This window comes from Jatrophihabitans sp. YIM 134969 (assembly GCF_054456675.1).
Genome location: NZ_JBTJEQ010000008.1, coordinates 98,171 through 121,181, shown reverse-complemented (window position 1 = coordinate 121,181; position 23,011 = coordinate 98,171). Strand labels below are relative to the sequence as shown.

Here is a 23,011-nt window from a genome sequence, read left to right as displayed (position 1 = left end):
CCGTTCTCCGTTCATGGTTGCTGACCTTCGACAAGCCAGAAACCTAGACAGAGAACGGCGTGTTGCTATCTCACCACCCCGAACCCACCCACAGATGCGTCACAAGAGCCGGTTTTTCCGCCCACTCGAGGGGGGAGCCGACCACTCACCAGGGTCGGTCAGGGGCGGCGGTCGAGGTCGAGTTGCAGCCAGAACGCGAGGGCGGCGAGCTCCTCGTCGACCTCGGAGGTCAGCTCGTCGTCCCACGCGCCGTCCTGGTGGACGGCGTCGACCCGGAGCGTCCCGGCCTTCCGGTCGGCCGTGGCGTCGACCTTGCCGACCAGTTCGTCGCCGGCGAGCACCGGCAGCGCCCAGAAGCCGAACCGCCGCTTCGCCGCGGGTTTGTACATCTCCAGCTGGTAGTCGAAGTCGAACAGCTCGGCCATCCGGTCGCGGTCGAAGACCAACCGGTCGAGCGGGGACAGCACGGCGACCCGCCCCTCGAACCGGCGGTCGAGCTGGGCCGGGTCGACCCGCCACTCGCCGCGGACGCCGTCGATCACCGCGGGCTCGCCGACGTCGGGTTGACCCGCCCGTTCCACCGGGTCCTTCGGCACCCGGACCCGCAGCAAGCCGAGCGCCTGCAACCGCCGCTCGTGGCGGCGCCGGCGGGCCTCGGCCGCCGGCAGGGTCGGCCCGGGTGGGTGGACCCGTTCGGCGAGGTCCCACAGCAGGTCCCGCCCGCGTCGCACCCCGGTGCTGGCCACCTCGCCGCGCAGCTCGAGGGATTCGAGCATCATCACCGGGTTGCGGTTGTTGTTCCACCCCGATGACCGCCACGAGACCTCGGCGGTGTCGGGGATCTGCTTGGAGGTCGACGGGCCGTCGTCCCGCAGCCGGGCGAGCACGTCCTCGCGGAACCGCGGGTTGGCCCGCACCCACTCGATCCGCCCGTTCGCCCAGGCCGGCAGGTCGCGACCACCTCGCCAGGCCGCCATGAGCGAACGCAGCAGCGGCAGGTCGCGAGCGTCGTGGATCCGGTTGCGGAACTCGATCAGCCGACGATCGGCGAGGGCGTCGACGAGGTGGGTGGGGGAGTAGCCGAGGCCCAGCCGGGTCCACAGCACCAGATCAGCGCTCGGGGCGACGGCCTTGGTGCCGTCGACCTGGACCGAGCTCAGTCGGGCGACGGTGTCGACGAGATCCACCGGACGGTCGTCGTCGAGCAGCTGCGCGCGCACCGCGATCCGCCGCGCGTCGACGCAGGAGAGCCGGTGCGGGTCCACGGTGCGCAGCGTACGAGCCGGGCGCAGGTGCGGGACGTGTCCCGCGACGGTGTCCGGACGCGGGGAACGCTGCGAGAGTGTGGGGGTGGGCGAGCGGCGGGCGGTGCTGGTGACCGGCATGTCCGGGACCGGGAAGTCCTCGGTGCTCGAGGTGCTCGCCGGACGTGGTCACGTCACGGTCGACACCGACGAGCCCGGGTGGATCCGTCCGGTCGACGGCGAGCCGCTGTGGGATCTCGACGCCGTGGCGGCCCGGCTCGACCGGCACACCCACGGCCTGCTGTTCGTGGCCGGCTGCGTGGTCAACCAGGGCGCCCTGTACGACCGGTTCGACGCCGTGGTGTTGCTCAGTGCACCGGTCGCGGTGGTGCTGGAACGGGTGGCCTACCGGTCCAACCCCTTCGGTTCCACCCCGGGGGACCGCGAGCGGATCGCGGCGGACCTCGCTGACGTGGAACCGGTGCTGCGGGCGGGCGCGACCCACGAGGTCACGACCACCGTGCCGCTGACGGAGGTCGCCGACGCCCTCGAGACGATCGCGGGCGCCGGCTGACCTCCCTCGTTCAGTACCAGGTGCGACGGCCACCGATCTCACGGCCGGCGGCACCGAGCAGCGACAAGATCGCGCCGACCACGATGAGGATGATCCCGACGGTCCAGAGGATCGGGATGTGTGCGACGAAACCGATGATGAGCAGGATCAGGCCGAGGACGATCACGGGCGGAGCTCCTTCGCTGTTGAGGAACGGGGGTGTGCTGAGGTCGGTCAGAGCCGCGGGTCGCGCGGAGCCGGCTCGACGTAGGTGGTGCGACCGCGGGCGGGCTGGGCGTAGCGCGGGTCGTCGACCGCGTAGCCCGGGGTCGTCTCGTGGATGACGTCCGTGCGGCGACGGGTCGACATCATGACGATGGAGATGATCAGACCGATCGCTCCGACGATCATGAGGATGATGCCGATCATCCCGAGGTCGACGCCGTCGATCGCGTCCGAGACCGCGAACTTCAGGATGGCGCCGACGGCGATCAGGAAGAGGCTTCCACCGATACGCATGGCTTCTCCGTTCTGGTGCTGACGGGGCGGGCCCCGAAGTGGGTCCGCCGGCCGGTCGGTCGGCGGTGGGAGTCGGACATGAGCTCGACGGCGGCGAGCCAGCGGCGGCGGCGCAACCGCGGGACACAGCGGCCGAGCAGGCGCAGGACGTCGTCCAGGTCGTCGTGGTGCGCCCCCGGCGCGGGCATCCAGCGGACCGGGCACGCGCCTTCGGCCGCGGCCGCCGCGTCGAGCAGCACCGAACCGGAGTCCAGTGCAACGATCTCACCGGACGCCGCCTCGAGCTGCTCACGCGCGGCCAGCAGCCAGGCGGCGACCCGGGACGCCTCGCGGGGCGCGATCGGCGCCGTGCGCGCCCGGAGCGCGTCGACGAGGGTCGGCAGGTCGCTGTCCGGGTAGACGGCGTAGACGTCGCCGGTGCGGCCGGCGTCGTCGGCGTCGAGCACCGGGACCAGAGCCGCGCTCGTGGTGACGGCCAGGACCTGCACCGACGGCCCGCGCCACCGCCGCTCGTCGCGCTGGATCAGGACGGAGCGGCCGAGCCGCTGGTCCCGGGCGCGCCAGAGCCCACCGCCGGGACGGGCGGAGACCTGGTCGCCGAGGACGTAGCGGCCGTCGCCGACCGTGATCGCTGAGGTGGACATCGGGGTGGGTCTGTCCCGGTACCAGGGGTTCCGAACCCCTTTCAGGAGGGCAGGAACCTGCCGCCCCTGTAACGTCACGGGGGCCTCTGGCGCTGACGATGCGGAGGGTTGACGAACACGCCGGACCAAGGTCCGGACGAGGCGGGAGCGGAGTCACCGGTGGTGGAAGTCCCTCCCGGTCCGGTCACGCCGTCGGCACCGTTGCACCTGCCACCGATCGCACCGGTCGGGGCCACCCGTGTCCTCGACGACGACGTCTTGACGGCGGCGATCGCCGGTGACGACGCGGCGTTCGCCGTGGTCTTCACGACGTTGCACCCGTTGCTCCGGCGCTACGCCACGGTCCTGGTGGGGACGCAGGCCGACGACGTCGTCAGTGAGGCCTGGCTGCACATCGCCCGTGACATCCGGACCTTCCACGGTGACGTCGACGGGTTCCGGGGCTGGTGCGCCCGCATCGTCCGCAACCGGGCCGTCGACCTCGTCCGCAGCGAGAGCCGCCGGCCGAGCGATCCCACCCCGCACGACGCCCGCCTGGACTCGGTCGCGCCGGACGACACGGCGGCCGACGCCCTGGCCAACCTCGCCACCGAGGACGCCGTCGCGCTCGTCGCCGCGCTGCCCCGTGAACAGGCCGAGGCGGTGATGCTGCGGGTCGTCCTGGGACTGGACACCCGCTCCACCGCGACCATCCTCGCCAAGACGCCGGGGGCGGTGCGGGTCGCGACCCACCGCGGCCTCCGGCGCCTCGCCCGTGAGGTCCGAGCCGAAGGAGGACGGGCATGAGCCCCCTGCTCCCCGGCCGCGGGTCGGACGACTGGCGCGCCGACGTCGACGGCGACCCGGCGCTGCTCGGCCTGGTCGACGCCGCCCGCGACACCAGCGGCGCCGTCGACACCGTCGCCCTGGAGTCGGCGCTGCGGGCCTTCCGTGAGGCGGGCCAGGCGCCGGCCCCCGCGCCCCAGCCGGGATCCCGGCCGGAACCCGTGACGCCGGAGCCCGCCCGCCCCGCCCGCGGTCGTCGCCTGGTCACGGCGCTCGCGGCGACCACCCTCGCCACCAAGGTCCTCATCGGCGTGGCCGCGGCCGCCGCTCTCGGGGGCATCGGCGTCGGGGTCGCCGCCACCGTGCGGCACCACCCGGCACCCGCCCCGGCGACGTCCTCGGTGGTCCCGACGCCGACTCCGTCGACCACGAGCGGTACCGGCGGCGGCTCGCCGACCTCGTCCCCGACCTCCACCTCGACGTCGTCCCCGACGCCGACCCTCAGCTCGACGGTCACCGACACCGCGTCGGTGGGCGCGACGAGCACGACCTCGCCCACCGGCTCCCCGACCGGCTCGGGGTCGGGCTCCCCGACGTCCACCTCGTCGCGCACCCCGTCGTCGAGCCGTTCCCCCTCGCCGAGCGGGGGCGAGGCGCGGTCGTCCTCCGCCTCACCGGACCAGCAGGACGAGGACGGCCAGGGCGAGAACGGCCAGGGCGAGGACGGCGACGGCTGAGCGACCCGGTCAGCTCGGACCGGGTCAGGGACGCAGGATCGGCCGCAGGTCGTCGAGCCGGTCGAAAAGGTGCCAGACGTACGCCGAGGTGCCGTCGACCCGGTGCGGGTGCAGATCGGCCAACTCGGGATCGTTGCAGTAGGAGTCGAACGCCTCGGGCGAGTCCCACTCGACCAGGATCATCACCTGCCGCGGTTCGATGTCGCCCACCTGCGCGGCGCGGAACTTCCCCAGCGCGACCACCCGGCCACCGTGTTCGACCACGGCCGCGGCCGAGCGGCGGGAGTAGGCGAGGTACTCCTCCCGGTCGGCCACGTCGAACAGGTTGAGCGCGTAGACGGACACCCCGGCAGTGTGGCGCACCCTCGCCGACGCCCACCACTGTGAACCGCGGTTCACTACACTGCGGTCGTGACGTCGAAGGGTGGTGCCACCGTCGCCGTGCGTCGGCGCGACCCGGCCCGCAAGCAACAGATCCTCGGTGCCGCCGCCACCCTGTTCGCGAAGCGCGGGTTCCACGCGGTGTCGATGGAGGACATCGGCGGCGAGGTCGGCATCACCGCGTCCGCGATCTACCGCCACTACGAGAGCAAGCCCGCCGTCCTGGTCGCGATGTTCGACCGGGTGATCGACCGGTTGCTGTCCGAGGGCCAGTCCGTGGCGGCGGACACCGACGCCGATCCCCGGGCGTCCCTCACCCGGCTCGTGGACGGGCAGATCGCGTTCGTGGTCGACGACCGCGACGTCGCCCAGGTCTACTTCCGGGAGATCGCGAACCTGCCCGCCGCCGACCAACGCAGCCTGCGTCGCAAGCAGCGCCTGTACCTCGAGGAGTGGGTGCACCTGCTCACCGAGGTGCGGCCGGATCTCTCCGACCTGACCGCCCGCACCCTCGTGCACGGTGCGATCGGCGCGATCCAGTCGTCACTGCAGCACGTCTCGGGCCTCCCGGACGACGACCTGCGCGCCGTGCTCCGCCAGTCCGCGCGAGCCGTCCTGATGAAGGGCTGACCCGGTGTTGATCGACGGGAACCTCGGTACGCGCGAAGGTCTCGGCGCGGTGGCCCACCAGACCGCGGCGGCGGAGAGCATGGGCCTCGACGGCGTCTGGACCACCGAGATGGACCACGACCCGTTCCTCCCGCTCGCGCTCGTCGCCGAGCGGTCGACCGGCCTCCGCCTCGGGACCGGCATCGCGGTCGCGTTCGCGCGGACGCCGATGACCGTCGCGTACCAGGCGATGGACCTGCAGGTCTTCAGCCGCGGCCGGATGATCCTCGGGCTCGGGTCGCAGGTGAAGCCGCACGTCGAACGCCGCTTCGGCATGCCGTGGTCCGAACCCGCCGCCCGCATGCGGGAGTTCGTCCTCGCGCTCCACGCGATCTGGGACGCCTGGCAGGACGCCGGCCGGCTGGACTTCCGCGGCGACTTCTACCACCACACGTTGATGACGCCGATGTTCTCGCCGCCGCCGTCCGAGTTCGGCAAGCCGCCGGTCATGCTCGCGGCCGTCGGCACCCGCATGACCCAGGTCGCCGCCGAGGTCGCCGACGGTCTGATCGTCCACGGCTTCACCACCGAGCGGTACCTGCGCGAGGTGACCCTGCCCGCCGTGGCCGAGGGTGTGGCGCGTTCCGGACGCGACCGGTCGGCGTTCGCGGTGGTCTTCCCCGGCATCGTCGCGGTGGGTGACACCGAGGAGTCCCTGGCGGCGTCGACCGCCGGCGCGCGTGCGCAGATCGCGTTCTACGGATCGACCCCGGCCTACCGGGGCGTGCTGGACCTGCACGGCTGGGGCGACCTGGCCGACGAGCTGCACGTCCTGTCCCGCCGCGGCCGGTGGGACACCATGACCGACCTGGTCGACGACGACGTGCTCGGCGCCTTCGCGGTGGTCGGGGCGCCCGAACACGTCGGCACGGAGATCCGTCGCCGCTTCGGCGACGTCGCCGACCGCTTCACCCTCTACGCGCCCCACCCGCTGACCGACGAGCTGCAGGCCCGCGTCGTGGCGGCGGCGCAGGCCTGATCCCTCGCCGGCGTCAGGACCGGTAGAGGTCCGCGTGCTCGCGCCGCACGACGTGCTTCTGAATCTTGCCGGTCGAGGTCCGCGGCAGGGAGTCGACGACCACGACGGCCTTCGGGGTCTTGTAGCGGTCGAGTCGCTCACCGACCGCCGCGATGATCCGCGCCTGGTCCAGGGTCGCCCCCTCCCGCGGGACGACGAAGGCCGTGATGGCCTCGCTCCAGCGCTCGTGCGGCAGTCCGACGACGACCACTTCGGCGATGTCGGGATCGGCCGCGTAGAGCGCCCGTTCGACCTCCATCGAGGCCACGTTCTCACCGCCGGTCTTGATGACGTCCTTGCTCCGGTCGCTGAACCAGAGCACGCCGTCGTCCCCGAACCGGCCGAGGTCACCGGAGTGGAACCAGCCGTGCTCGAACGCGGCCGCGGTGGCGTCCGGGTCGCGCAGGTACCCCGTCAGTGCGTGCGGGCCGCGGTAGACGATCTCGCCGGACTCACCGGTCGGGAGCAGCGCTCCGTCCTCGCCCATGATCGCGACCTGGACGTTGACCACCGGGGTACCCACCGCGCCGCGGTGGCTGCGTTGGTGCTCGGGCCGGAAGATCGTCGTGGTCGGGCTCATCTCGGTCTGCCCGAACAGCAGGAAGAAGTCGCACCCGAACTGCTCGAGGCACGCGTCGAGTTGGGCGTCGGGCATGGGCGCCATGGCGTAGCAGCACCGGCGCAGGGAGGACAGGTCCGCCGTCGCCATCGCGGGATGGTCGAGCATGGCGCGGTACATCATCGGCAACCCGAACACGTGGGTGATGCCCTGCTCGGGGATCAGGGCCAGCAACCGTCCGGCGTCGAACGCCCGCTCGATGAACAGGGTCGCGCCCAGGATGACGGCCGGGGTGCAGAAGCAGTTGAGCTGCGCGGTGTGGAACATCGGCAGCATCGCCACGAACCGGTCGGTGTCGCGGAACTGCGCTTCCACGCACATCGTCAGGGACTCGAGGTGGATCGCCGTGTGGTTGCCGACCACGCCCTTCGGCGCCGCGGTCGTCCCGCTCGTGTAGAGGTAGGTCAGCGGGTCACGGTCGCCGACGAACCGTTCCGGTGAGGTGGCCGGCGCGTCCGCGACGTACTCCGCGAGGGTGGGCCAGTCCGCGCCCTCCACCTGCGACCGCCAGTCGGCGCCGGTGCCCGGGGCCACGACGACGTCGGTCACCGAGGGCGTCTCCGCCAACGCCGGTGCGACCAGGTCGACCAGCTGCGATTCCAGGATGATGCCGCGGGCCTGCGAATGGCCGAGGACGTAGGCGATCTCGGGCGACTTCCACTGCAGGTTGACCGGCACGCAGACCAGGCCGAGCTTGGCACACGCGTAGTACACGACGAGGAAGTCGATGCTGTTGCCGGAGGCGAGGGCGAGGGCGTCGCCGCGCTCGTAGCCGTTCGCGTCCAGCCGCTGCGCCAGCCGGTTGACCAGCGCGTCGAACTCGGCGTACGTCACGCTCCGGCCGGCCTCGACCAGCGCCGTGCGTCCCGGGTACCGCGCGGCCGTCCGGGTCAGGCTGTCACCGACGTTGACCCGGTGGATCAGGTTGTCGGCCAGCTCCGCGTCCGTCACGCCGTGACCCCGTCGAACGTGTGGGCGTGGTTCGCGCGGAGCTTGTACTTCAGCACCTTGCCGCCGATCGTCTCCGGCAGGCCGTCGACGAACACGACGCCCTTGGGCGTCTCGAAGCCCGCGAGCGTGGTCCGGCAGTGCGCCACGAGTTCGGCCTCGGAGGGGTCCGTCCCCGGCTTGCGGACCACGACGGCCGTCACCGCCTCGCCCCACCGGGCGTGGGGAAGCCCGATCACCACGGCCTTCTCGACGTCCGGGTGCAGGTTGAGCACCGCCTCGACCCGCAGGCTGGACACGTTCTCCCCGCCGGTCTTCACGATGTCCTTGTACCGGTCGAGCATGATGCGCAGCCCGTCGTCGTCGTACGCGCAGCTGTCGCCGGAGTGGAACCAGCCGTCGCGGAAGGCGGTCCGGGTCGCCTCCTCGTCCTTGTAGTAGCCCGCCATCATCGACGGCGAGCGGTACACGGCTTCGCCCGCCACACCGGGCGAACCCGCGAGGTCCGCGCCGAGCGGGTCCATGACGGTCGAGGCCAGGATCGGGCTGGGGATGCCGACGTAGTTGTCCTGCGGCGCGGTGCGGGCGTAGAGCTCGGCCCACTTGTCCGGCCAGAACCGGTGACACGAGATCGACTCGGTCTGGCCGAAGATCTCGAACACCAGCAGGTCGTCGCCGCAGTGCCGTTTCATCGAGGCCAGCACCGCCGGTGCGAGCTCGGCCCAGCCGTAGACGATGACGCCGAGGGTGGTCGCGGAGAGATCCGGCCGGGCGGTGAGCGTGGCGTCCATCGCCCCGACCATCGCGGGCGAGCCCGCCCACCACGCGGTCACGGCCTCCTCGACCACCATCTCGGCGAGGGCCGTCGGCTCGGGCCGCCGGCACAGGACCAGGCTGCCGCCGGACAGGAACACCGAGTACGTGAAGGGCTGATCGCCCACGTGGTAGATCATCGGCAGCCCGGTGCCGACCCGCAGGTCGGACTCGAACTGCAACCCCCGGGTCAGCGAGAGCGCGAAGCCGAAGCCGGCCATGTAGCTGGTCGTGTGCGAGATCATCACGCCCTTGGGCAACGCGGTCGTGCCCGAGGTGAACAGGATCTCCCAGATGTCGTCGCCGTGGATCTCGACGTCGGGCTCGGTGGACGGCTGTCCGGCCTCGAACTCGGCGAAGGTGACGCTGCCCGGAACCGCGCCGCCGCCGAGCGGGATCGTCACGGCGACCTCGACGCCCGCGGCCGCGAAGACGGCGGCGATCCGGGGCCAGAGTTCGGCGTCGACGATCGCGGTGGCGGGCTCGACCAGGGCGGTCATGGCGGAGAGCATGTCCGGCGCCATCGACGGGTTGATCGGGGCCGCGACCAGCCCGGCCTTGGCGAGTCCGATCTTGGTCACGAACGCCTCGACCGAGTTCTCGCAGAACATCATGACGACGTCGCCGCGGTGCAGGCCGCGGGCGAGGAACCCGTGGGCGAGCCGGTTGGCCAACTCGTCGGCCTGGCGGTAGGTCAGGCTCTCGTACGCGGGCTCCGTGAACGCGCCCGGTCGGCCCCGGATCGCCTCCTTGTCCGGCAGGCTCCACGTGAGCCGTTCCAGCAGGTCCCCGACGCTGGTGCGCTCCCACCGGTGCGTCGCACGTCGGTGGTGCAGGCTGGTGACGTCGAACTCCGGATCCACGTCTCGTCCTCTCTGACGAACCGACGTCTGGCCCGACGACGGATGTGATCCGCCGTTCACAGTGCCGACCACTCTAGGGCCGCGCACGGCGCCGATGGAAGACCGCGCGTCCCCGAGTTCGGCACCCGTGGTTCTTGGCAGTCAAGTGAACGACGGTTAACATCTCGGACGTGCCGGTCCTGCGTTCCTACGTGGACACCTCGTCCGAGGACCACCGTCGCAACCGCGCCATCCAACTCGCCGCGATCGCGGCCCTCGACGAGCAGCTCGAGTTGGCCCGCGCCGGGGGCGGCGAGCGGTACGCCGCGCGCCACCGCTCCCGCGGCAAGCTGCTCGCCCGGGAACGGGTGGAGCTGCTCGTCGACCGCGACTCGCCGCTGCTCGAGCTCTCGTCCCTCGCCGCGTGGGGCACCGAGTTCTCGGTCGGGGCGAGCATCATCACCGCGATCGGTGTGGTCTCGGGCGTCGAGTGCGTGATCATCGCGCACGACCCGACCGTCCGAGGCGGGGCGATGAACCCCTACACGTTGCGCAAGAACCTCCGCGCTCTCGAGATCGCCCGCCGCAACCGGCTGCCCGTGATCAACCTCGTCGAGTCCGGCGGTGCCGACCTCCCGACCCAGTCCGACCTGTTCGTCAACGCCGGCAAGATCTTCCACGACCTCACCGAACTGTCGTCGATGGGCATCACCACCATCGCGCTGGTGTTCGGCAACTCCACCGCGGGCGGCGCCTACGTCCCGGGCATGTGCGACTACTCGGTGCTGGTCGACGGCCGGGCCAAGGTCTTCCTCGGCGGCCCGCCGCTGGTGAAGATGGCCACCGGCGAGGACTCCGACGACGAGTCCCTCGGTGGAGCGGACATGCACTCGCGGGTGTCCGGCGTCGCCGACCACTTCGCGGTCGACGAGGTCGACGCGATCCGCATCGGGCGCCAGATCGTCGCCGACCTGCACTGGCGCAAGCGCGGACCCGGCCCGACCGAGCCCGCGGACGAACCCCTGTACGACCCCGAGGAACTGCTCGGCATCGCCTCGGGTGACTTCCGGGTGCCGTTCGACCCGCGCGAGGTCCTCGCCCGGGTGGTCGACGGTTCGCGGTTCAGTGAGTACAAACCCCGCTACGGCACCAGCCTCGTGACCGGCTGGGCCTCCGTGCACGGTTTCCCGGTCGGGGTCCTCGCGAACGCGCGAGGCGTCCTGTTCAGCGAGGAGGCCAAGAAGGCGAGCGAGTTCATCCTGCTGGCCAACCAGACCGACACCCCCTTGGTCTTCCTGCAGAACACGACCGGCTACATGGTCGGCGCCCGGTACGAGCAGGGCGGGATCATCAAGGACGGCGCCAAGATGATCAACGCGGTCACGAACTCCGACGTCCCGCACATCACGATGAACATCGGGGCGTCGTTCGGCGCCGGCAACTACGGCATGTCCGGACGCGCCTACGACCCACGGCTGATGTTCGCGTGGGCCAACGCCAAACTCGCGGTCATGGGGGCCGGGCAGCTCGCCGGCGTCATGTCGATCGTGGGGCGCGCGGCCGCCGACTCCGCGGGGCGTGAGTTCGACGTCGAGGCCGACGTCCGCCGCACGAAGGCCATCGAGGAGCAGATCGAGGCCGAGTCGCACGCCTTCTTCATCACCGCCCGGCTCTACGACGACGGTGTCATCGATCCCCGCGACACCCGCACGGTGCTCGGGATGTCCCTCTCGGCCGCCCACTCCGGGCCGGTCGCCGGACGCCGTGGTTTCGGCGTCTTCCGGATGTGAGCGCCCGGTGATCACCAGGCTGCTCGTCGCCAACCGCGGCGAGATCGCGGCCCGCGTCATGCGCACCGCGCGAGCCATGGACATCGCGACCGTTGCTGTGTACAGCGATCCCGATGCCGGGCTGCCCTTCGTCCGTGCGGCCGACGAAGCCGTCCGGCTGCCGGGGTCCACGCCGGCCGAGACCTACCTCGACGTCGACGCCGTGCTCGGGGCTGCCGCCGCGACCGGCGCCGACGCGGTGCACCCCGGGTACGGGTTCCTCTCCGAGAACGCGGACTTCGCCCGCCGGTGCGCCGCCGCCGGACTGACCTTCGTCGGTCCCACCCCCGAGGCCGTCGAGGCCATGGGGTCGAAGACCGCCGCCAAGGAACTCATGGCCGCGGCCGGCGTCCCCGTGCTGCCCGGGGCGGTGTTCGGAGCCGGTGACGAGCCGGGTGACGACGAGGTCGTCGCTGCCGCCGAGCGGGTCGGTTTCCCCCTGCTCGTCAAGGCTGCCTTCGGAGGCGGCGGCCGCGGCATGCGCATCGTCCGGTCGGTCTCCGAGGTGGTCGACGCGGTGGCGGGCGCGCGGCGCGAAGCCGCATCGGCGTTCGGTGACGGCACCGTGTTCCTCGAACGCTTCGTCGACGCACCCCGCCACGTCGAGGTCCAGATCGTCGGCGACACCCACGGCACCGTGGTCCACCTGTTCGAGCGGGAGTGCTCGATCCAGCGGCGCTACCAGAAGATCATCGAGGAGGCGCCGTCCCCCGCGGTCGACGACATCCTGCGGGACGCGTTGTGCCGCGCCGCGGTCGCGGCGGGGGAGGCCATCGGCTACGTCGGGGCGGGGACGGTCGAGTTCGTCCTCGACCGCCACGGTGACTTCTTCTTCCTCGAGGTCAACACCCGCCTGCAGGTCGAGCACCCGGTCACCGAGGCGGTCACCGGGTTGGACCTGGTGCGGGTGCAACTCGAGGTCGCCGACGGCCGTCCGCTGGCCGACGACGTCGTGCACGCCAGGCTGCAGGGTCACGCGGTCGAGGCCCGCCTCTACGCCGAGGACGTCCCCGGTGGTTACCTGCCGACCAGCGGTGACGTCGTCACGTTCGACATCCCCGCCCGGCCCGGGCTCCGGGTCGACGCCGGGTTCGCGTCGGGCACCCGGGTCAGCACGTTCTACGACTCCATGCTGGCCAAGGTGATCGCCCACGGCCCGACCCGTGACGACGCCCGTCGCATCTTGGCGGCCGCCCTGGACCGCGCCCGCCTGCACGGCGTCACCACGAACCGCGACCTGCTGGTCGGCGTGCTGCGCGAATCCGCGTTCGCCGCGGGCGACATGGACACCGGCTACCTCGACCGGCACGAGGACCTGCGCCGCCCGGTCGTCGACCCGGCCACCACGGCGCGGCACGCGGTCGCGGCGGCCGTCGCTGCGCAGGCGTCACACCGAGCCGCGGCCCCGGTGCTCGCGACCCTCCCGTCCGGTTGGCGCAACAACCGGAGCTCGCCCCAGGTGGTCGGCTACCGCGTCGCGGGCGACCCGGTCGAGGTCCGGTACGGGCTGCACGGCGACGCGCTCACGGCCGAGGTCGACGGCGTCGGCCTGGGCGAGATCACCGTCGTGACGGCCCGTCCGGACCTGGTCGAACTGGTCGTGGGGGGCGTCCGACGTGCGTTCACCGTCCTCACGTCCGGGAGCGCGGTCTTCGTCGACAGCCCGCTCGGGCACACCGCGTTCGAGGTCGTCGACCGGTTCCCCGACCCGTCGGCCGTCGCCCACCCCGGGTCGCTGCTGGCGCCGATGCCCGGCACCGTCGTGCGGATCGAGGCGAGCATCGGCGACACCGTGCGCGCCGGCGCGACCATCCTCGCCGTCGAGGCCATGAAGATGGAGCACACCGTCAACGCGCCGAGCGACGGCGTGGTGACCGGACTGGCGGTGGCCGTCGGCGCCCAGGTCGACACCGGCGCCGTACTCGCCGTCATCGAGGAGGTCGCCGCCGATGGGTGAGGTCGTCACGTACGAGGTACGCCGGGGGGTCGCCTGGTTGACCATCGACCGGCCGGAGGCGCGCAACGCGCTGAGCCGCGCCGTGCGCGAGGGCCTGTTCGCCGGCGTGCGCCGCTTCAACGCCGACGACGACGCCCGGGTGCTGGTGCTGACCGGAGCGGGTGACCGCGCGTTCTGCGCCGGCGGCGACCTCAAGGAGATGGCCGACACCGCGTTGACGGTTCCGCCGCCGGACTTCCTGCCCCAGTTCGGTCGCAACGTCGAGATCACCAAGCCGACCATCGCCGCGGTCAACGGCGTCGCGTTCGCCGGTGGCTTCCTGCTCGCGCAGAACTGCGACCTCGTCGTGGCCGCCGAGACGGCGTCGTTCGCGGTGACCGAGGTCAAGGTCGGGCGCGGCTCGCCCTGGGCGGTGCCGTTGTCGTGGTGGCTGCCCCCGCGCATCGCGATGCAGATCCTGCTCACCGGTGACCCGGTCACCGCACAGCGCGCCTACGAGGTCGGCCTCGTCAACGAGGTGGTGCCGCTCGCCGCGCTCACCGACACCGTGCAGGCCCTCGCCGAGCGCATCGCCGCCAACGCGCCGCTGTCGGTCGCCGCGGCGAAGGCGACCGTGGGACTGTCCGTGCGGATGTCGCTCGCCGACGCGTTCGACGAGGCCGAGCGGATCTGGGAGCCGGTGTACCGCTCCGCCGACGCCCAGGAGGGCCCGGCGGCGTTCCGCGACAAGCGGGCGCCGGTCTGGACCGGCCGCTGATGCCGGTCGACCTCCCTGCTCTCCTCGACGACCTCGCTGCCGAATCCGCCGACCTCGACGCGGTCCTCGCGTCCCTGGACGTCGTGCAGTGGTCGCTGCCGACGCCCGCCGAGGGGTGGAGCGTCGCCGACCAGGTCAGCCACCTCGCCTACTTCGACGACACCGCGACCCTGGCCGTCACCGATCCGGACCGCTTCCGCGCCGAGGCGGCGACCCTCGTCGGAGGCGGGACGGACTTCCCCGACCGCATCGCCGCGCGTCACCACGACGACCCGCCGGCCGACCTGCTCGCCTGGTTCCGCAGCAGTCGGGCCGCATTGCTCGCGACCTTCCGGGACGTCGACCTCGGCGCCCGACTGCCGTGGTACGGACCGGACATGGGTCCGGCGTCCTCGCTGACAGCTCGGCTGATGGAGACCTGGGCGCACGGTCAGGACGTCGTCGATGCGCTCGGCCTCGCCCGACCGGCGACCACCCGCCTGCGCCACGTCGCCGACCTCGGCGTGCGGACGAGGGGGTTCGCCTTCGCGTTGCGGGGTCGACCGGCGCCGGAGACACCCGTCCGGGTCGAGCTGACCGGGCCCACGGGGGAGCCGTGGGCGTGGGGTCCGCCGGACGCGGTCGACCGTGTCACGGGCACGGCACTGGACTTCTGTCTCGTGGTGGCCCAGCGTCGACACGTGACCGACACCGACCTCGAGGTCCGCGGACCGGCCGCCACCGCGTGGATCGGCATCGCGCAGGTGTTCGCCGGCGCCCCGTCCGACGGTCGAGCGCCCCGGACGACGACCGGTGGCGCGTCGTGACCACGCCGCGCCGGCCGGTGCTCATCGGCAACGCCTCCGGCTTCTACGGCGACCGCGACGCCGCGACCCGCGAGATGGTCGAGGGCGGCCCGATCGACGTCCTCACCGGCGACTACCTGGCCGAGCTCACCATGCTGATCCTCTGGAAGGCCAAGGCCAAGGACCCGTCGGCCGGCTACGCGCGATCGGTCCTGGGTCAGCTCGAGCAGGTCCTCGGCACCTGCCTCGACCGGGGCATCAAGATCGTGAACAACGCGGGCGGGCTGAACCCCGCGGGCCTCGCGGAACACCTCGCCGCCCTGGCCGAACGACTCGGGCTGCACCCCCGCATCGCCCACGTCAGCGGTGACGACCTGGTCGACCGCGTGCCCGAGCTGCTCGCCGCCGGCCACGACCTCGCGAACCTCGACACCGGCGTGACGCTCACCGAGTCGGGCGCGCGACCGGTGACCGCGAACGCGTACCTCGGCGGCTGGGGCATCGCCGCCGCTCTCGACGCCGGCGCGGACATCGTGGTCTGCCCGCGCGTCACCGACGCCTCGCTCGTGGTCGGTCCGGCGGCGTGGTGGCACGGCTGGGCGCGTGACGACTTCGACGCGCTCGCGGGCGCGGTCGCGGCCGGACACGTGATCGAGTGCGGGCCGCAGGCCACCGGCGGCAACTACTCGTTCCTCGCCGAGATCACCGACCGCCGCTACCCGGGCTTCCCGATCGCCGAGGTCGCGGCCGACGGCAGCAGTGTCATCACGAAACACCCGGGCACGGGCGGGTTGGTCTCGGCCGGCACGGTCACCGCCCAGCTGCTGTACGAGATCGCCGAGCCGGCCTACGCGAACCCTGACGTCGTCACGCACTTCGACACCGTGCGCGTCACGCAGGTCGGTGAGCACCGGGTCGGCCTCAGCGGAGCGGTGGGCAGCCCGCCCCCGGACACCGCCAAGGTCGCCGTGAACTTCGTCGGCGGGTTCCGCAACACCATGACCCTCGTGCTGACCGGCCTCGACATCGAGGAGAAGGCCGCGTGGGCGGAGGGCGAACTGTTCGAGATCCTCGGCGGGCGCGAGCAGTTCGCCGACGTCGACGTCCGCCTGCTGCGCTTCGACCACCCGGACGCCCCGAGCAACCCCGAGGCGACGGCGCACCTGCGCGTCACCGTCAAGGACCCCGATCCGGGGAAGGTCGGACGTCGCTTCCCGGCGGCGGTCAACGAGCTCGCTCTCGGCGGGTACGCGGGCTTCCACACCACCACCGTGCCGAGCGCCGAGAGTGCCTACGGCGTGTACTGGCCGACGACCGTCCCGGTCGACGTGCTGACCCACACCGTCACGCTCCCGGACGGCCGGACCGTCGTCGTGCCCCCGACCCCCACAGGGCCGGGCCGCCACACTCCGGTCGAGGCCGCGGCCGCCGTCTCTTCGGTGGACGGACCGACCGCCCGCGTCCCGCTCGGGACGGTCTGCGGCGCCCGGTCCGGTGACAAGGGCGGCAACGCCAACGTCGGGCTGTGGACGCGCGACGACACCTCCCACGCCTGGCTCCGGAAACACCTCACCATCGATCGTTTCCGGGAACTGTTGCCCGAAGCAACGGACCTGGTCGTCCGTCGCTTCGAACTCCCGAACCTGCGGGCGCTGAACTTCGTCGTGGTCGGTCTGCTCGGCGAGGGTGTGGCCTCGTCCACGCGGCCCGACCCGCAGGCCAAGGGCCTCGGCGAGTTCCTGCGCTCGCGCCACGTCGACATCCCGATCTCCCTGCTCCCGAAAGGCCTGTGACGATGGACTTCCGTACCGACCCCGACCACCGCGCGCTCCGGGAGGCGGTCGGCGAGGTCACGCGGTCGTTCGGACCGCGGTACTACGCCGAGCACGCCGAGCGGCACGAACCCACCACCGAGTTGTGGAAGGCGCTCGGTGCGCAGGGGTTCGTCGGCATCAACATCCCCGAGGAGTACGGCGGGGGCGGGGCGGGCCTCGCCGAACTGACCGTGGTCTGCGAGGAGACCGCGGCGGCCGGCGCGCCGCTGCTGTTGCTGCTGGTGTCGGCGGCGATCAGCGCCGAGGTGCTCGCGCGGTACGGCTCGGACGAGCAGAAGCAGCGGTGGCTGCCGCCGATGGCGAGCGGCGACACCAAGATGGTCTTCGCCATCACCGAACCGGAAGCCGGCACGAACAGTCACCAGCTGTCGACCACCGCGCGGCGCGACGGCGACGACTGGCTGCTGTCGGGGACGAAGTACTACATCTCCGGGGTCGACGACGCCGAAGCCGTGCTGGTCGTGGCCCGGACGGGGGTCGACGAGGCGTCCGGCCGAGGTCGACTCTCGCTGTTCATCGTGCCGACCGACGCACCGGGGCTGGTCGCCGCGCCACTGCCCGTGAGCGCGGCGCTGCCCGAGCAGCAGTTCACCCTGTTCTTCGACGACGTCCGCGTGCCGAGCGGCTCGCTGGTCGGCACCGAGGGCGACGGCCTGGCGCAGGTCTTCCACGGCCTCAACCCGGAACGGATCACCGGGGCCGCGGTGTGCGTCGGGGTCGGGCGGTACGCCCTGGACAAGGCCGCGGCGTACGCCCGCACGCGGGCGGTCTGGGGCGCTCCGATCGGCAGCCACCAGGGCGTGTCGCACCCGCTGGCCAAGGCGAAGATCGAGGTCGAGCTGGCCGCGCTGATGACCGCCAAGGCCGCCTGGCAGCACGATCAGGGCGAGCCCGCGGGGGAGGCGTCCAACATGGCGAAGTACGCCGCGGCCGAGGCGGCGCTCGCCGCGGTCGACGCCGCGATCCAGACCCACGGCGGCAACGGGATCAGCACGGAGTACGGACTCGTGCCGATGTGGGGCATCGCCCGACTGTTGCGCATAGCACCGGTCAACCGCGAGATGATCCTCAACTACGTCGCGCAGCACAGCCTCGCCCTGCCGCGTTCCTACTGACGTGCCGGGCGATCTCCGGTACGAGCGGCGTGGCGCAGCGGCGTGGTTGGTGCTCGACCGCCCGGACAAGCTCAACGCGATCACGCCGGCGATGGTCGCCTCGATGGCGGAGGCCCTCGACCGGGTCGAGGCCGATCCGGCCGTCCGGGTGGTGGTGCTGACGGGCGCCGGTCGGGCGTTCTGCGCCGGCGCCGACCTCGTGGCCATGTCCGCCGCCCTCGGGGAACCAGACGGTCTCGCCGCGTTCGAGAGCGGTTTCCTGCATCCGCTGGCCGCCACGTTCTCGCGGCTGCGCACCCTGTCGGCACCGGTGGTCGCCGCGGTCAACGGGGTGTGCGCTGCGGGCGGTCTGGAACTGGTGCTGTGCTGCGACCTCGTCGTGGCGGCCCAGCACGCCACGTTCACCGACGCGCACGCCCGCCGCGGCATCGCGCCCGCCGTCGGCGCCGCCGCGGCCCTGGTCGACAAGGTCGGCGCCGGCCGGGCCGCGCGGGTGCTGATGCTGTCGGAGACGTTGCCCGCGGCCACCCTCGCCGACTGGGGGTTGGTGACCGAGGTGGTCCCCGCCGCCGACCTCGAGACCACCGTCGACCGGCTGACCGAGACCCTCGCGAGCCGCAGCCGCGCCAGCCTCGCCGCGGTGAAGCGCATGCTGCACCGCCGTCACGACGCCGGCTGGGACGAGCAGGTCAACGCCGACCTGGCGGAGTTCCACCGCGGGTGGGCCTCGCCCGACATGCTCGAGGGCGTCCGCTCCTACGCCGCCGGTCGCGACGCCCGCTTCCCCTGAACCACCCCTGCACTCCTGTGAGTGGAGGGACGTGCGCGAGGCGCGGTCAGGCGGCCTGGAACGACCGCTTGGACAGGCCGATGCGGAAGCCGTCCACGGTGGTGGTGACCGGGGCGGTCGGGTCGGTCGCGGCGCCGAGGGTGACGAACAGTGGGGTGAAGTGCTCGGCCGTCGGGTGCGCGTAGGGCATGCCGGGGGCGGACGCGCGGTAGCGGGCGAGTTCCTCGACATCGCCGCGCTCGAGTGCGTCGGCGGCCCAGAGGTCGAAGTCCGACGACCAGCCGGGAACGGAGTCGAGGTCGTGGAAGTCGATGAACGGCAGCCCGTGGGTCATGTAGCCCGACCCGATGACCAGCACCCCGCTCTCGCGCAGCACCCGCAGCCGTTCGCCGAGCGCGAGCAGCCGGGTGGCGTCGTGGGTCGGCATCGACAGCTGCAGCACGGGGATGTCGGCCTCGGGGTACATGATCTTCAGCGGCACCCACGCGCCGTGGTCGAGCCCGCGCGACGGGTGCTGGTGCAACGGTTCACGGTCCGGCATCAGCGCGGCGACCTCGCGGGCGAGCGCCGAGGGATCGGGGGTGTCGTACCGCATCCGCGAGTACATCGGCGCGAAGCCGCCGAAGTCGTAGACCAGCTCCGCCGGGGCGCTCGCGCTGACCGCGAGCGGCGCCGATTCCCAGTGCGCCGAGACGATGAGGACGGCCCGCGGCCGCGGCAGCGCATGCGCCCAGGTGTGCAGCTCGGTCATCCAGTCGGCCATCTCGAACAGCATCGGTGCGCCGTGGGAGAGGTAGAGGCTGGGTAGCGGGCCGTCGTCGGGCGTCCACGTCACGTGGGGCGCGGCCGCCGCCGCCCGCTCCAGGTGGGCCCGGAACGGGTGCGACGACGGCACTGCGGCGTCGGCCGCGGCGGTCGTGGAGATCGGCATGACCGCCACGGTACGGACAAGCGGTTGAAGGTTCAACCACTCGGGTGGTCAGGCCCGGGTGAGCCCCAACACCGGGATGGTGCGGATGCCCTTCGTCTTCTCCTCGTAGTCGGCGAAGCCCGGCATGACCGCGACCTGGGCGGCGTAGACCCGGTCGCGCTCCTCGCCGTGCAGTTCCCGCACCGCGACGGCGTACCGCTCGATGCCGGTGGCCTCGCCGGGCGGCCCGACCTCGACCTCGCCGGTCCCGGCCGTCACCAGGTTGAGGTACCAGTCGGGGTTGGTCGGCGCGCCCGCCTTCGACGCGAAGACGTAAACGGTGTCGGGGTCGGTCTCGTCGCGCAGGTAGACCATCGGCACGACGTGCTCGGCCCCGCTCCTGCGGCCCCGGTGGTGCACGATCACCATCGGCGCGCCCCCGAAGGGCGGGCCGACCCGGCCGTCGTCGGCGTGGAACTGGTCCATGATCCTGGTGTTGAAGTCGCTCACGGGCCGCAGCCAACCACGGCCGCGCCCGGTCCGTGCGGTGGCGACGCCGATCGAGTAGACCTGAGCACATGACCGCCACGGCTTCGCGTCCGTTCGCCACCGTCAACCCGTACACGGGCGAGACCGAGCAGGAGTTCGCGTTCCTCGCGTCGGACGCGGTGCCGGGCGTGGTGGAGCGGGCGCACGCGGCCTACCTGCAGTGGCGAGGGCGGAGCGTCGCCGACCGCGCGGCCGTGATCGGCCGGGCGGCCGACCTCCTGCAGGAGCGCCGCGACGAGTTCGCCGCCCTCATCACCAAGGAGATGGGCAAGCGCATCAAGGAGGCCGCGGGCGAGGTCGCCCTGGCGGTCAGCATCCTGCGGTACTACGCCGAGAACGCCGAGAAGTTCCTCGCGCCGCGCACGATCGAGGTGATGAAGGGCGAGGCGGTCGTTCTCAACGAGCCGGTCGGCGTGATCCTCGCGATCGAGCCGTGGAACTACCCGCTCTACCAGGTGGTGCGGGTGGTCGCCCCCAACCTCCCGCTCGGCAACGCCGTGCTGCTCAAGCACAGCGAGCTCAACCCGCAGACCGCCCTCGCCCTCGAGCAGCTGTTCCTCGACGCCGGGGTTCCCGAGGGCGTCTACACCAACGTGTTCCTCGCGATCGACGACGTCGAACAGGTCATCGCCCACCCGGCCGTGCAGGGCGTCACCCTCACCGGCAGCGAGCGGGCGGGCTCGAGTGTCGCGTCGCTGGCCGGCAGGTACCTCAAGAAGTCGGTGCTCGAACTCGGCGGCAGCGACCCGTTCGTCGTCCTCGACACCCCCGACCTCGCCAAGACGGTCAAGGCCGCGACCATGGGACGGATGGCCAACACCGGCCAGGCCTGCATCGCCGCCAAGCGGATCATCGTGCTCGACAGCGTGTACGACGACGTCGTGGCCGGCCTGCAGCAGGCGTTCGGCACGTTCGCCCCCGGCGACCCGTCCGACCCGGCGACCACCCTCGGGCCGTTGTCGACCGAAGCGGCGGCCGCCGAACTGGCCGCGCAGATCCAGGACGCCGTCGACAAGGGCGCGACCGTGCTCGCCGGCGGCGGGCGCCCCGAGCACGCGGGCGCGTTCGTCGACGCCACGCTGCTCGCCGACGTCACCCCGGAGATGCGGGCGTACTCCGAGGAGCTGTTCGGCCCCGCCGCGGTGGTCTACCGCGCGGCCGACGAGGACGACGCCGTCCGCCTCGCCAACGACACGACCTACGGGCTGTCGGCCGTCGTCTACAGCGGCGACACCGAACGGGCCCGGGAGGTCGCCGACCGGCTCGAGTCCGGGATGGTGTGGATCAACCAGCCCTCCGGGTCGTCGGCGGAGCTGCCGTTCGGTGGGGTGAAGCGGTCGGGCTACGGCCGGGAGCTGTCCGAGCTCGGCATGTTCGAGTTCGCCAACCGCCGCCTGGTCCGCACGTTCGAGGCTGCACCGCCGAAGTAGTCGCTCGCGCCCGTCCGGGATACTCGACGGGTGACCGACGTGCTCGACGACCTGACCTGGCGGGGACTGGTGGCGATGTCCACCGATCTCGACGCCATCGGCAAGCGTTTCGCCGACGGGCCGTTGACCTTCTACTGCGGGTTCGACCCCACCGCGCCGAGCCTGCACATCGGCAACCTGGTGCAGCTGTTGACGATGCGGCGTATCCAGGACGGCGGGAACGACCCCCTCGCGCTCGTCGGCGGCGCGACCGGTCTCATCGGCGACCCGCGCATGTCCGGCGAGCGTGTGCTCAACGAGCGTGACGTCGTCGAGGGCTGGGTCGAGAAGATTCGTTCGCAGGTGCAACGGTTCCTCGACTTCGACGGCTCACACCCGGCGCGGGTGGTCAACAACCTCGACTGGACCGCGCCGATGTCGGCGATCGACTTCCTGCGCGACGTCGGCAAGCACTTCCGGGTCAACCGGATGCTCGCCAAGGAGTCCGTGGCTGCCCGCCTCACCAGCGAGGCCGGCATCAGCTTCACCGAGTTCTCCTACCAACTGCTGCAGGGCATGGACTTCCACGAGCTGTACCGCCGTTTCGGCTGCGTGCTGCAGACCGGCGGCTCCGACCAGTGGGGCAACCTCACCGCCGGCACCGACCTCGTGCACCGCACCGAGGGGGTCGCCGTCCACGCGATCGCGACCCCGCTCATCACCAAGGCCGACGGCTCGAAGTTCGGCAAGACGGAGGGCGGCGCCATCTGGCTCGACCCGACCATGACCTCGCCGTACGCCTTCTACCAGTTCTGGCTCAACGCCGAGGACGCCAAGGTTCCCGACTACCTCAAGGTGTTCACGTTCCGGTCCCGCGAGCAGATCGACGAGCTCGCGACGGCGACGGCCGAGCGCCCAGCCGCCCGCGAGGGCCAGCGCGCCCTGGCCGAGGACGTCACGACACTGGTGCACGGTGCAACAACGATGCAGCGGGCGCGCGACGCCAGCTCGGCGCTGTTCGGCCGGGGCGACCTCGCGGCCCTCGACGCCGAGACTCTCCGTGACGCGGCCGCTGAGTTGCCCTCTGCAACGGTGAGTGCAGGCCCGCACCCGGTTGTCGACCTGCTCGCCGCCACCGGCCTCGCCGCCAGCAAGTCGGCGGCCCGGCGTGCCATCGGACAGGGCTCGGTGCACGTCAACAACGTCAAGGTCGCCGACGAGGACGCCACGGTCGGGCCGGACGACCTGCTGCACGGTCGCTGGGTCCTGCTGCGCCACGGTCGTCGTTCCCTCGCCGCGGTCGAGGTGGGCTGACACGTCGGC

The 23,011-nt window shown here is 72.1% G+C and carries 23 protein-coding genes; 14 read left to right on the top strand and 9 right to left on the bottom strand.

Annotation, left to right across the window (positions count from 1 at the left end; all coding sequences use genetic code 11):
• Positions 1-158 precede the first annotated feature (158 nt).
• Positions 159-1,265, bottom strand: coding sequence for a DNA glycosylase AlkZ-like family protein (locus ACXR2U_RS06755; RefSeq protein WP_458824189.1), 1,107 nt, complete (start codon positions 1,263-1,265; stop codon positions 159-161).
• A gap of 85 nt (positions 1,266-1,350) precedes the next feature.
• On the opposite strand from ACXR2U_RS06755, the gene ACXR2U_RS06750 reads away from it, so the two are divergent.
• Positions 1,351-1,818 (top strand): AAA family ATPase, encoded by a 468-nt coding sequence (locus ACXR2U_RS06750; RefSeq protein WP_458824188.1) that lies wholly within the window; start codon positions 1,351-1,353, stop codon positions 1,816-1,818.
• Between the two features lie 10 nt (positions 1,819-1,828).
• Here the strand turns inward: ACXR2U_RS06750 and ACXR2U_RS06745 are convergent, their stop codons facing one another.
• Genes ACXR2U_RS06745 through ACXR2U_RS06735 form a run of 3 tightly spaced genes read right to left on the bottom strand, consistent with a single transcriptional unit; the run spans position 1,829 to position 2,960 of the window.
• Positions 1,829-1,984, bottom strand: a complete 156-nt coding sequence (locus ACXR2U_RS06745) for a DUF6131 family protein (RefSeq protein WP_458824187.1) — start codon at positions 1,982-1,984, stop codon at positions 1,829-1,831.
• A gap of 47 nt (positions 1,985-2,031) precedes the next feature.
• A complete protein-coding gene (locus ACXR2U_RS06740) occupies positions 2,032-2,316 on the bottom strand; it encodes a DUF6458 family protein (RefSeq protein ID WP_458824186.1) in 285 nt (94 codons plus the stop codon).
• Entirely contained in the window at positions 2,289-2,960 is a 672-nt protein-coding gene (locus tag ACXR2U_RS06735) for a hypothetical protein (protein ID WP_458824185.1), read from the bottom strand. The genes ACXR2U_RS06740 and ACXR2U_RS06735 overlap by 28 nt, the downstream gene beginning before the upstream one ends.
• Positions 2,961-3,119: 159 nt before the next feature.
• Here ACXR2U_RS06735 and ACXR2U_RS06730 point away from each other — a divergent pair, with 159 nt between their 5' ends.
• On the top strand, positions 3,120-3,746 hold the full coding sequence (locus ACXR2U_RS06730) for an RNA polymerase sigma factor (RefSeq protein WP_458824184.1): 627 nt from the start codon (positions 3,120-3,122) through the stop codon (positions 3,744-3,746).
• A complete protein-coding gene (locus tag ACXR2U_RS06725) occupies positions 3,743-4,462 on the top strand; it encodes a hypothetical protein (RefSeq protein WP_458824183.1) in 720 nt (239 codons plus the stop codon). Before ACXR2U_RS06730 ends, ACXR2U_RS06725 begins: the two co-directional genes overlap by 4 nt.
• A 24-nt stretch (positions 4,463-4,486) precedes the next feature.
• Here the strand turns inward: ACXR2U_RS06725 and ACXR2U_RS06720 are convergent, their stop codons facing one another.
• Complete coding sequence (locus ACXR2U_RS06720; RefSeq protein WP_458824182.1) at positions 4,487-4,807, bottom strand: DUF1330 domain-containing protein; 321 nt, start codon at positions 4,805-4,807, stop codon at positions 4,487-4,489.
• Positions 4,808-4,873: 66 nt separating this feature from the next.
• Between ACXR2U_RS06720 and ACXR2U_RS06715 the strand changes: the two genes are divergently transcribed.
• Together ACXR2U_RS06715 and ACXR2U_RS06710 are read left to right on the top strand one after the other, a co-directional pair.
• Positions 4,874-5,473, top strand: a complete 600-nt coding sequence (locus ACXR2U_RS06715) for a TetR/AcrR family transcriptional regulator (RefSeq protein ID WP_458824181.1) — start codon at positions 4,874-4,876, stop codon at positions 5,471-5,473.
• Between the two features lie 4 nt (positions 5,474-5,477).
• On the top strand, positions 5,478-6,491 hold the full coding sequence (locus ACXR2U_RS06710) for a TIGR03617 family F420-dependent LLM class oxidoreductase (RefSeq protein WP_458824180.1): 1,014 nt from the start codon (positions 5,478-5,480) through the stop codon (positions 6,489-6,491).
• Positions 6,492-6,504: 13 nt separating this feature from the next.
• On the opposite strand, the gene ACXR2U_RS06705 is transcribed toward ACXR2U_RS06710, so the two are convergent.
• Positions 6,505-8,100: an AMP-binding protein gene (locus ACXR2U_RS06705; protein WP_458824179.1), complete on the bottom strand. Its 1,596-nt coding sequence runs from the start codon at positions 8,098-8,100 to the stop codon at positions 6,505-6,507.
• Positions 8,097-9,773: an AMP-binding protein gene (locus ACXR2U_RS06700; RefSeq protein WP_458824177.1), complete on the bottom strand. Its 1,677-nt coding sequence runs from the start codon at positions 9,771-9,773 to the stop codon at positions 8,097-8,099. The genes ACXR2U_RS06705 and ACXR2U_RS06700 overlap by 4 nt, the downstream gene beginning before the upstream one ends.
• Before the next feature lie 170 nt (positions 9,774-9,943).
• Between ACXR2U_RS06700 and ACXR2U_RS06695 the strand changes: the two genes are divergently transcribed.
• From ACXR2U_RS06695 to ACXR2U_RS06665, 7 genes are all read left to right on the top strand, one after another.
• Positions 9,944-11,542 (top strand): acyl-CoA carboxylase subunit beta, encoded by a 1,599-nt coding sequence (locus ACXR2U_RS06695; RefSeq protein ID WP_458824175.1) that lies wholly within the window; start codon positions 9,944-9,946, stop codon positions 11,540-11,542.
• Between the two features lie 7 nt (positions 11,543-11,549).
• Entirely contained in the window at positions 11,550-13,538 is a 1,989-nt protein-coding gene (locus ACXR2U_RS06690) for an acetyl/propionyl/methylcrotonyl-CoA carboxylase subunit alpha (RefSeq protein WP_458824174.1), read from the top strand.
• Positions 13,531-14,295, top strand: a complete 765-nt coding sequence (locus ACXR2U_RS06685; RefSeq protein ID WP_458824173.1) for an enoyl-CoA hydratase/isomerase family protein — start codon at positions 13,531-13,533, stop codon at positions 14,293-14,295. Before ACXR2U_RS06690 ends, ACXR2U_RS06685 begins: the two co-directional genes overlap by 8 nt.
• The gene (locus ACXR2U_RS06680; RefSeq protein WP_458824171.1) at positions 14,295-15,101 is read left to right on the top strand and encodes a TIGR03084 family metal-binding protein; all 807 of its coding nucleotides are present in this window, start codon (positions 14,295-14,297) and stop codon (positions 15,099-15,101) included. Before ACXR2U_RS06685 ends, ACXR2U_RS06680 begins: the two co-directional genes overlap by 1 nt.
• A gap of 74 nt (positions 15,102-15,175) precedes the next feature.
• Complete coding sequence (locus tag ACXR2U_RS06675) at positions 15,176-16,873, top strand: acyclic terpene utilization AtuA family protein (protein ID WP_458824195.1); 1,698 nt, start codon at positions 15,176-15,178, stop codon at positions 16,871-16,873.
• Positions 16,874-16,875: 2 nt separating this feature from the next.
• Positions 16,876-18,030 carry an acyl-CoA dehydrogenase family protein gene (locus tag ACXR2U_RS06670; RefSeq protein WP_458824170.1) on the top strand — a complete coding sequence of 385 codons (1,155 nt, stop codon included), beginning with the start codon at positions 16,876-16,878 and terminating at the stop codon, positions 18,028-18,030.
• A gap of 1 nt (position 18,031) precedes the next feature.
• Entirely contained in the window at positions 18,032-18,820 is a 789-nt protein-coding gene (locus tag ACXR2U_RS06665; RefSeq protein WP_458824168.1) for an enoyl-CoA hydratase/isomerase family protein, read from the top strand.
• Positions 18,821-18,866: 46 nt separating this feature from the next.
• Here the strand turns inward: ACXR2U_RS06665 and ACXR2U_RS06660 are convergent, their stop codons facing one another.
• Positions 18,867-19,751, bottom strand: a complete 885-nt coding sequence (locus ACXR2U_RS06660; RefSeq protein WP_458824167.1) for a dioxygenase family protein — start codon at positions 19,749-19,751, stop codon at positions 18,867-18,869.
• A gap of 48 nt (positions 19,752-19,799) precedes the next feature.
• On the bottom strand, positions 19,800-20,249 hold the full coding sequence (locus ACXR2U_RS06655) for a nitroreductase family deazaflavin-dependent oxidoreductase (RefSeq protein WP_458824194.1): 450 nt from the start codon (positions 20,247-20,249) through the stop codon (positions 19,800-19,802).
• Positions 20,250-20,308: 59 nt separating this feature from the next.
• Here ACXR2U_RS06655 and ACXR2U_RS06650 point away from each other — a divergent pair, with 59 nt between their 5' ends.
• Together ACXR2U_RS06650 and tyrS are read left to right on the top strand one after the other, a co-directional pair.
• Entirely contained in the window at positions 20,309-21,709 is a 1,401-nt protein-coding gene (locus tag ACXR2U_RS06650; protein WP_458824166.1) for an NAD-dependent succinate-semialdehyde dehydrogenase, read from the top strand.
• Between the two features lie 30 nt (positions 21,710-21,739).
• Positions 21,740-23,002 carry a tyrosine--tRNA ligase gene (gene tyrS / locus ACXR2U_RS06645; RefSeq protein WP_458824165.1) on the top strand — a complete coding sequence of 421 codons (1,263 nt, stop codon included), beginning with the start codon at positions 21,740-21,742 and terminating at the stop codon, positions 23,000-23,002.
• Positions 23,003-23,011 lie beyond the last annotated feature (9 nt).

Excerpts from the sequence above, each read along its gene's own strand:
- ACXR2U_RS06670 (WP_458824170.1), top strand. The coding sequence starts at position 16,876 with ATGGACTTCCGTACCGACCCCGACCACCGCGCGCTCCGGGAGGCGGTC.
- ACXR2U_RS06675 (WP_458824195.1), top strand. The coding sequence starts at position 15,176 with ATGGTCGAGGGCGGCCCGATCGACGTCCTCACCGGCGACTACCTGGCC.
- ACXR2U_RS06740 (WP_458824186.1), bottom strand. The coding sequence starts at position 2,316 with ATGCGTATCGGTGGAAGCCTCTTCCTGATCGCCGTCGGCGCCATCCTG.
- ACXR2U_RS06725 (WP_458824183.1), top strand. The coding sequence starts at position 3,743 with ATGAGCCCCCTGCTCCCCGGCCGCGGGTCGGACGACTGGCGCGCCGAC.
- ACXR2U_RS06680 (WP_458824171.1), top strand. The coding sequence starts at position 14,295 with ATGCCGGTCGACCTCCCTGCTCTCCTCGACGACCTCGCTGCCGAATCC.
- ACXR2U_RS06650 (WP_458824166.1), top strand. The coding sequence starts at position 20,309 with ATGACCGCCACGGCTTCGCGTCCGTTCGCCACCGTCAACCCGTACACG.
- ACXR2U_RS06735 (WP_458824185.1), bottom strand. The coding sequence starts at position 2,960 with ATGTCCACCTCAGCGATCACGGTCGGCGACGGCCGCTACGTCCTCGGC.
- ACXR2U_RS06660 (WP_458824167.1), bottom strand. The coding sequence starts at position 19,751 with ATGCCGATCTCCACGACCGCCGCGGCCGACGCCGCAGTGCCGTCGTCG.
- ACXR2U_RS06685 (WP_458824173.1), top strand. The coding sequence starts at position 13,531 with ATGGGTGAGGTCGTCACGTACGAGGTACGCCGGGGGGTCGCCTGGTTG.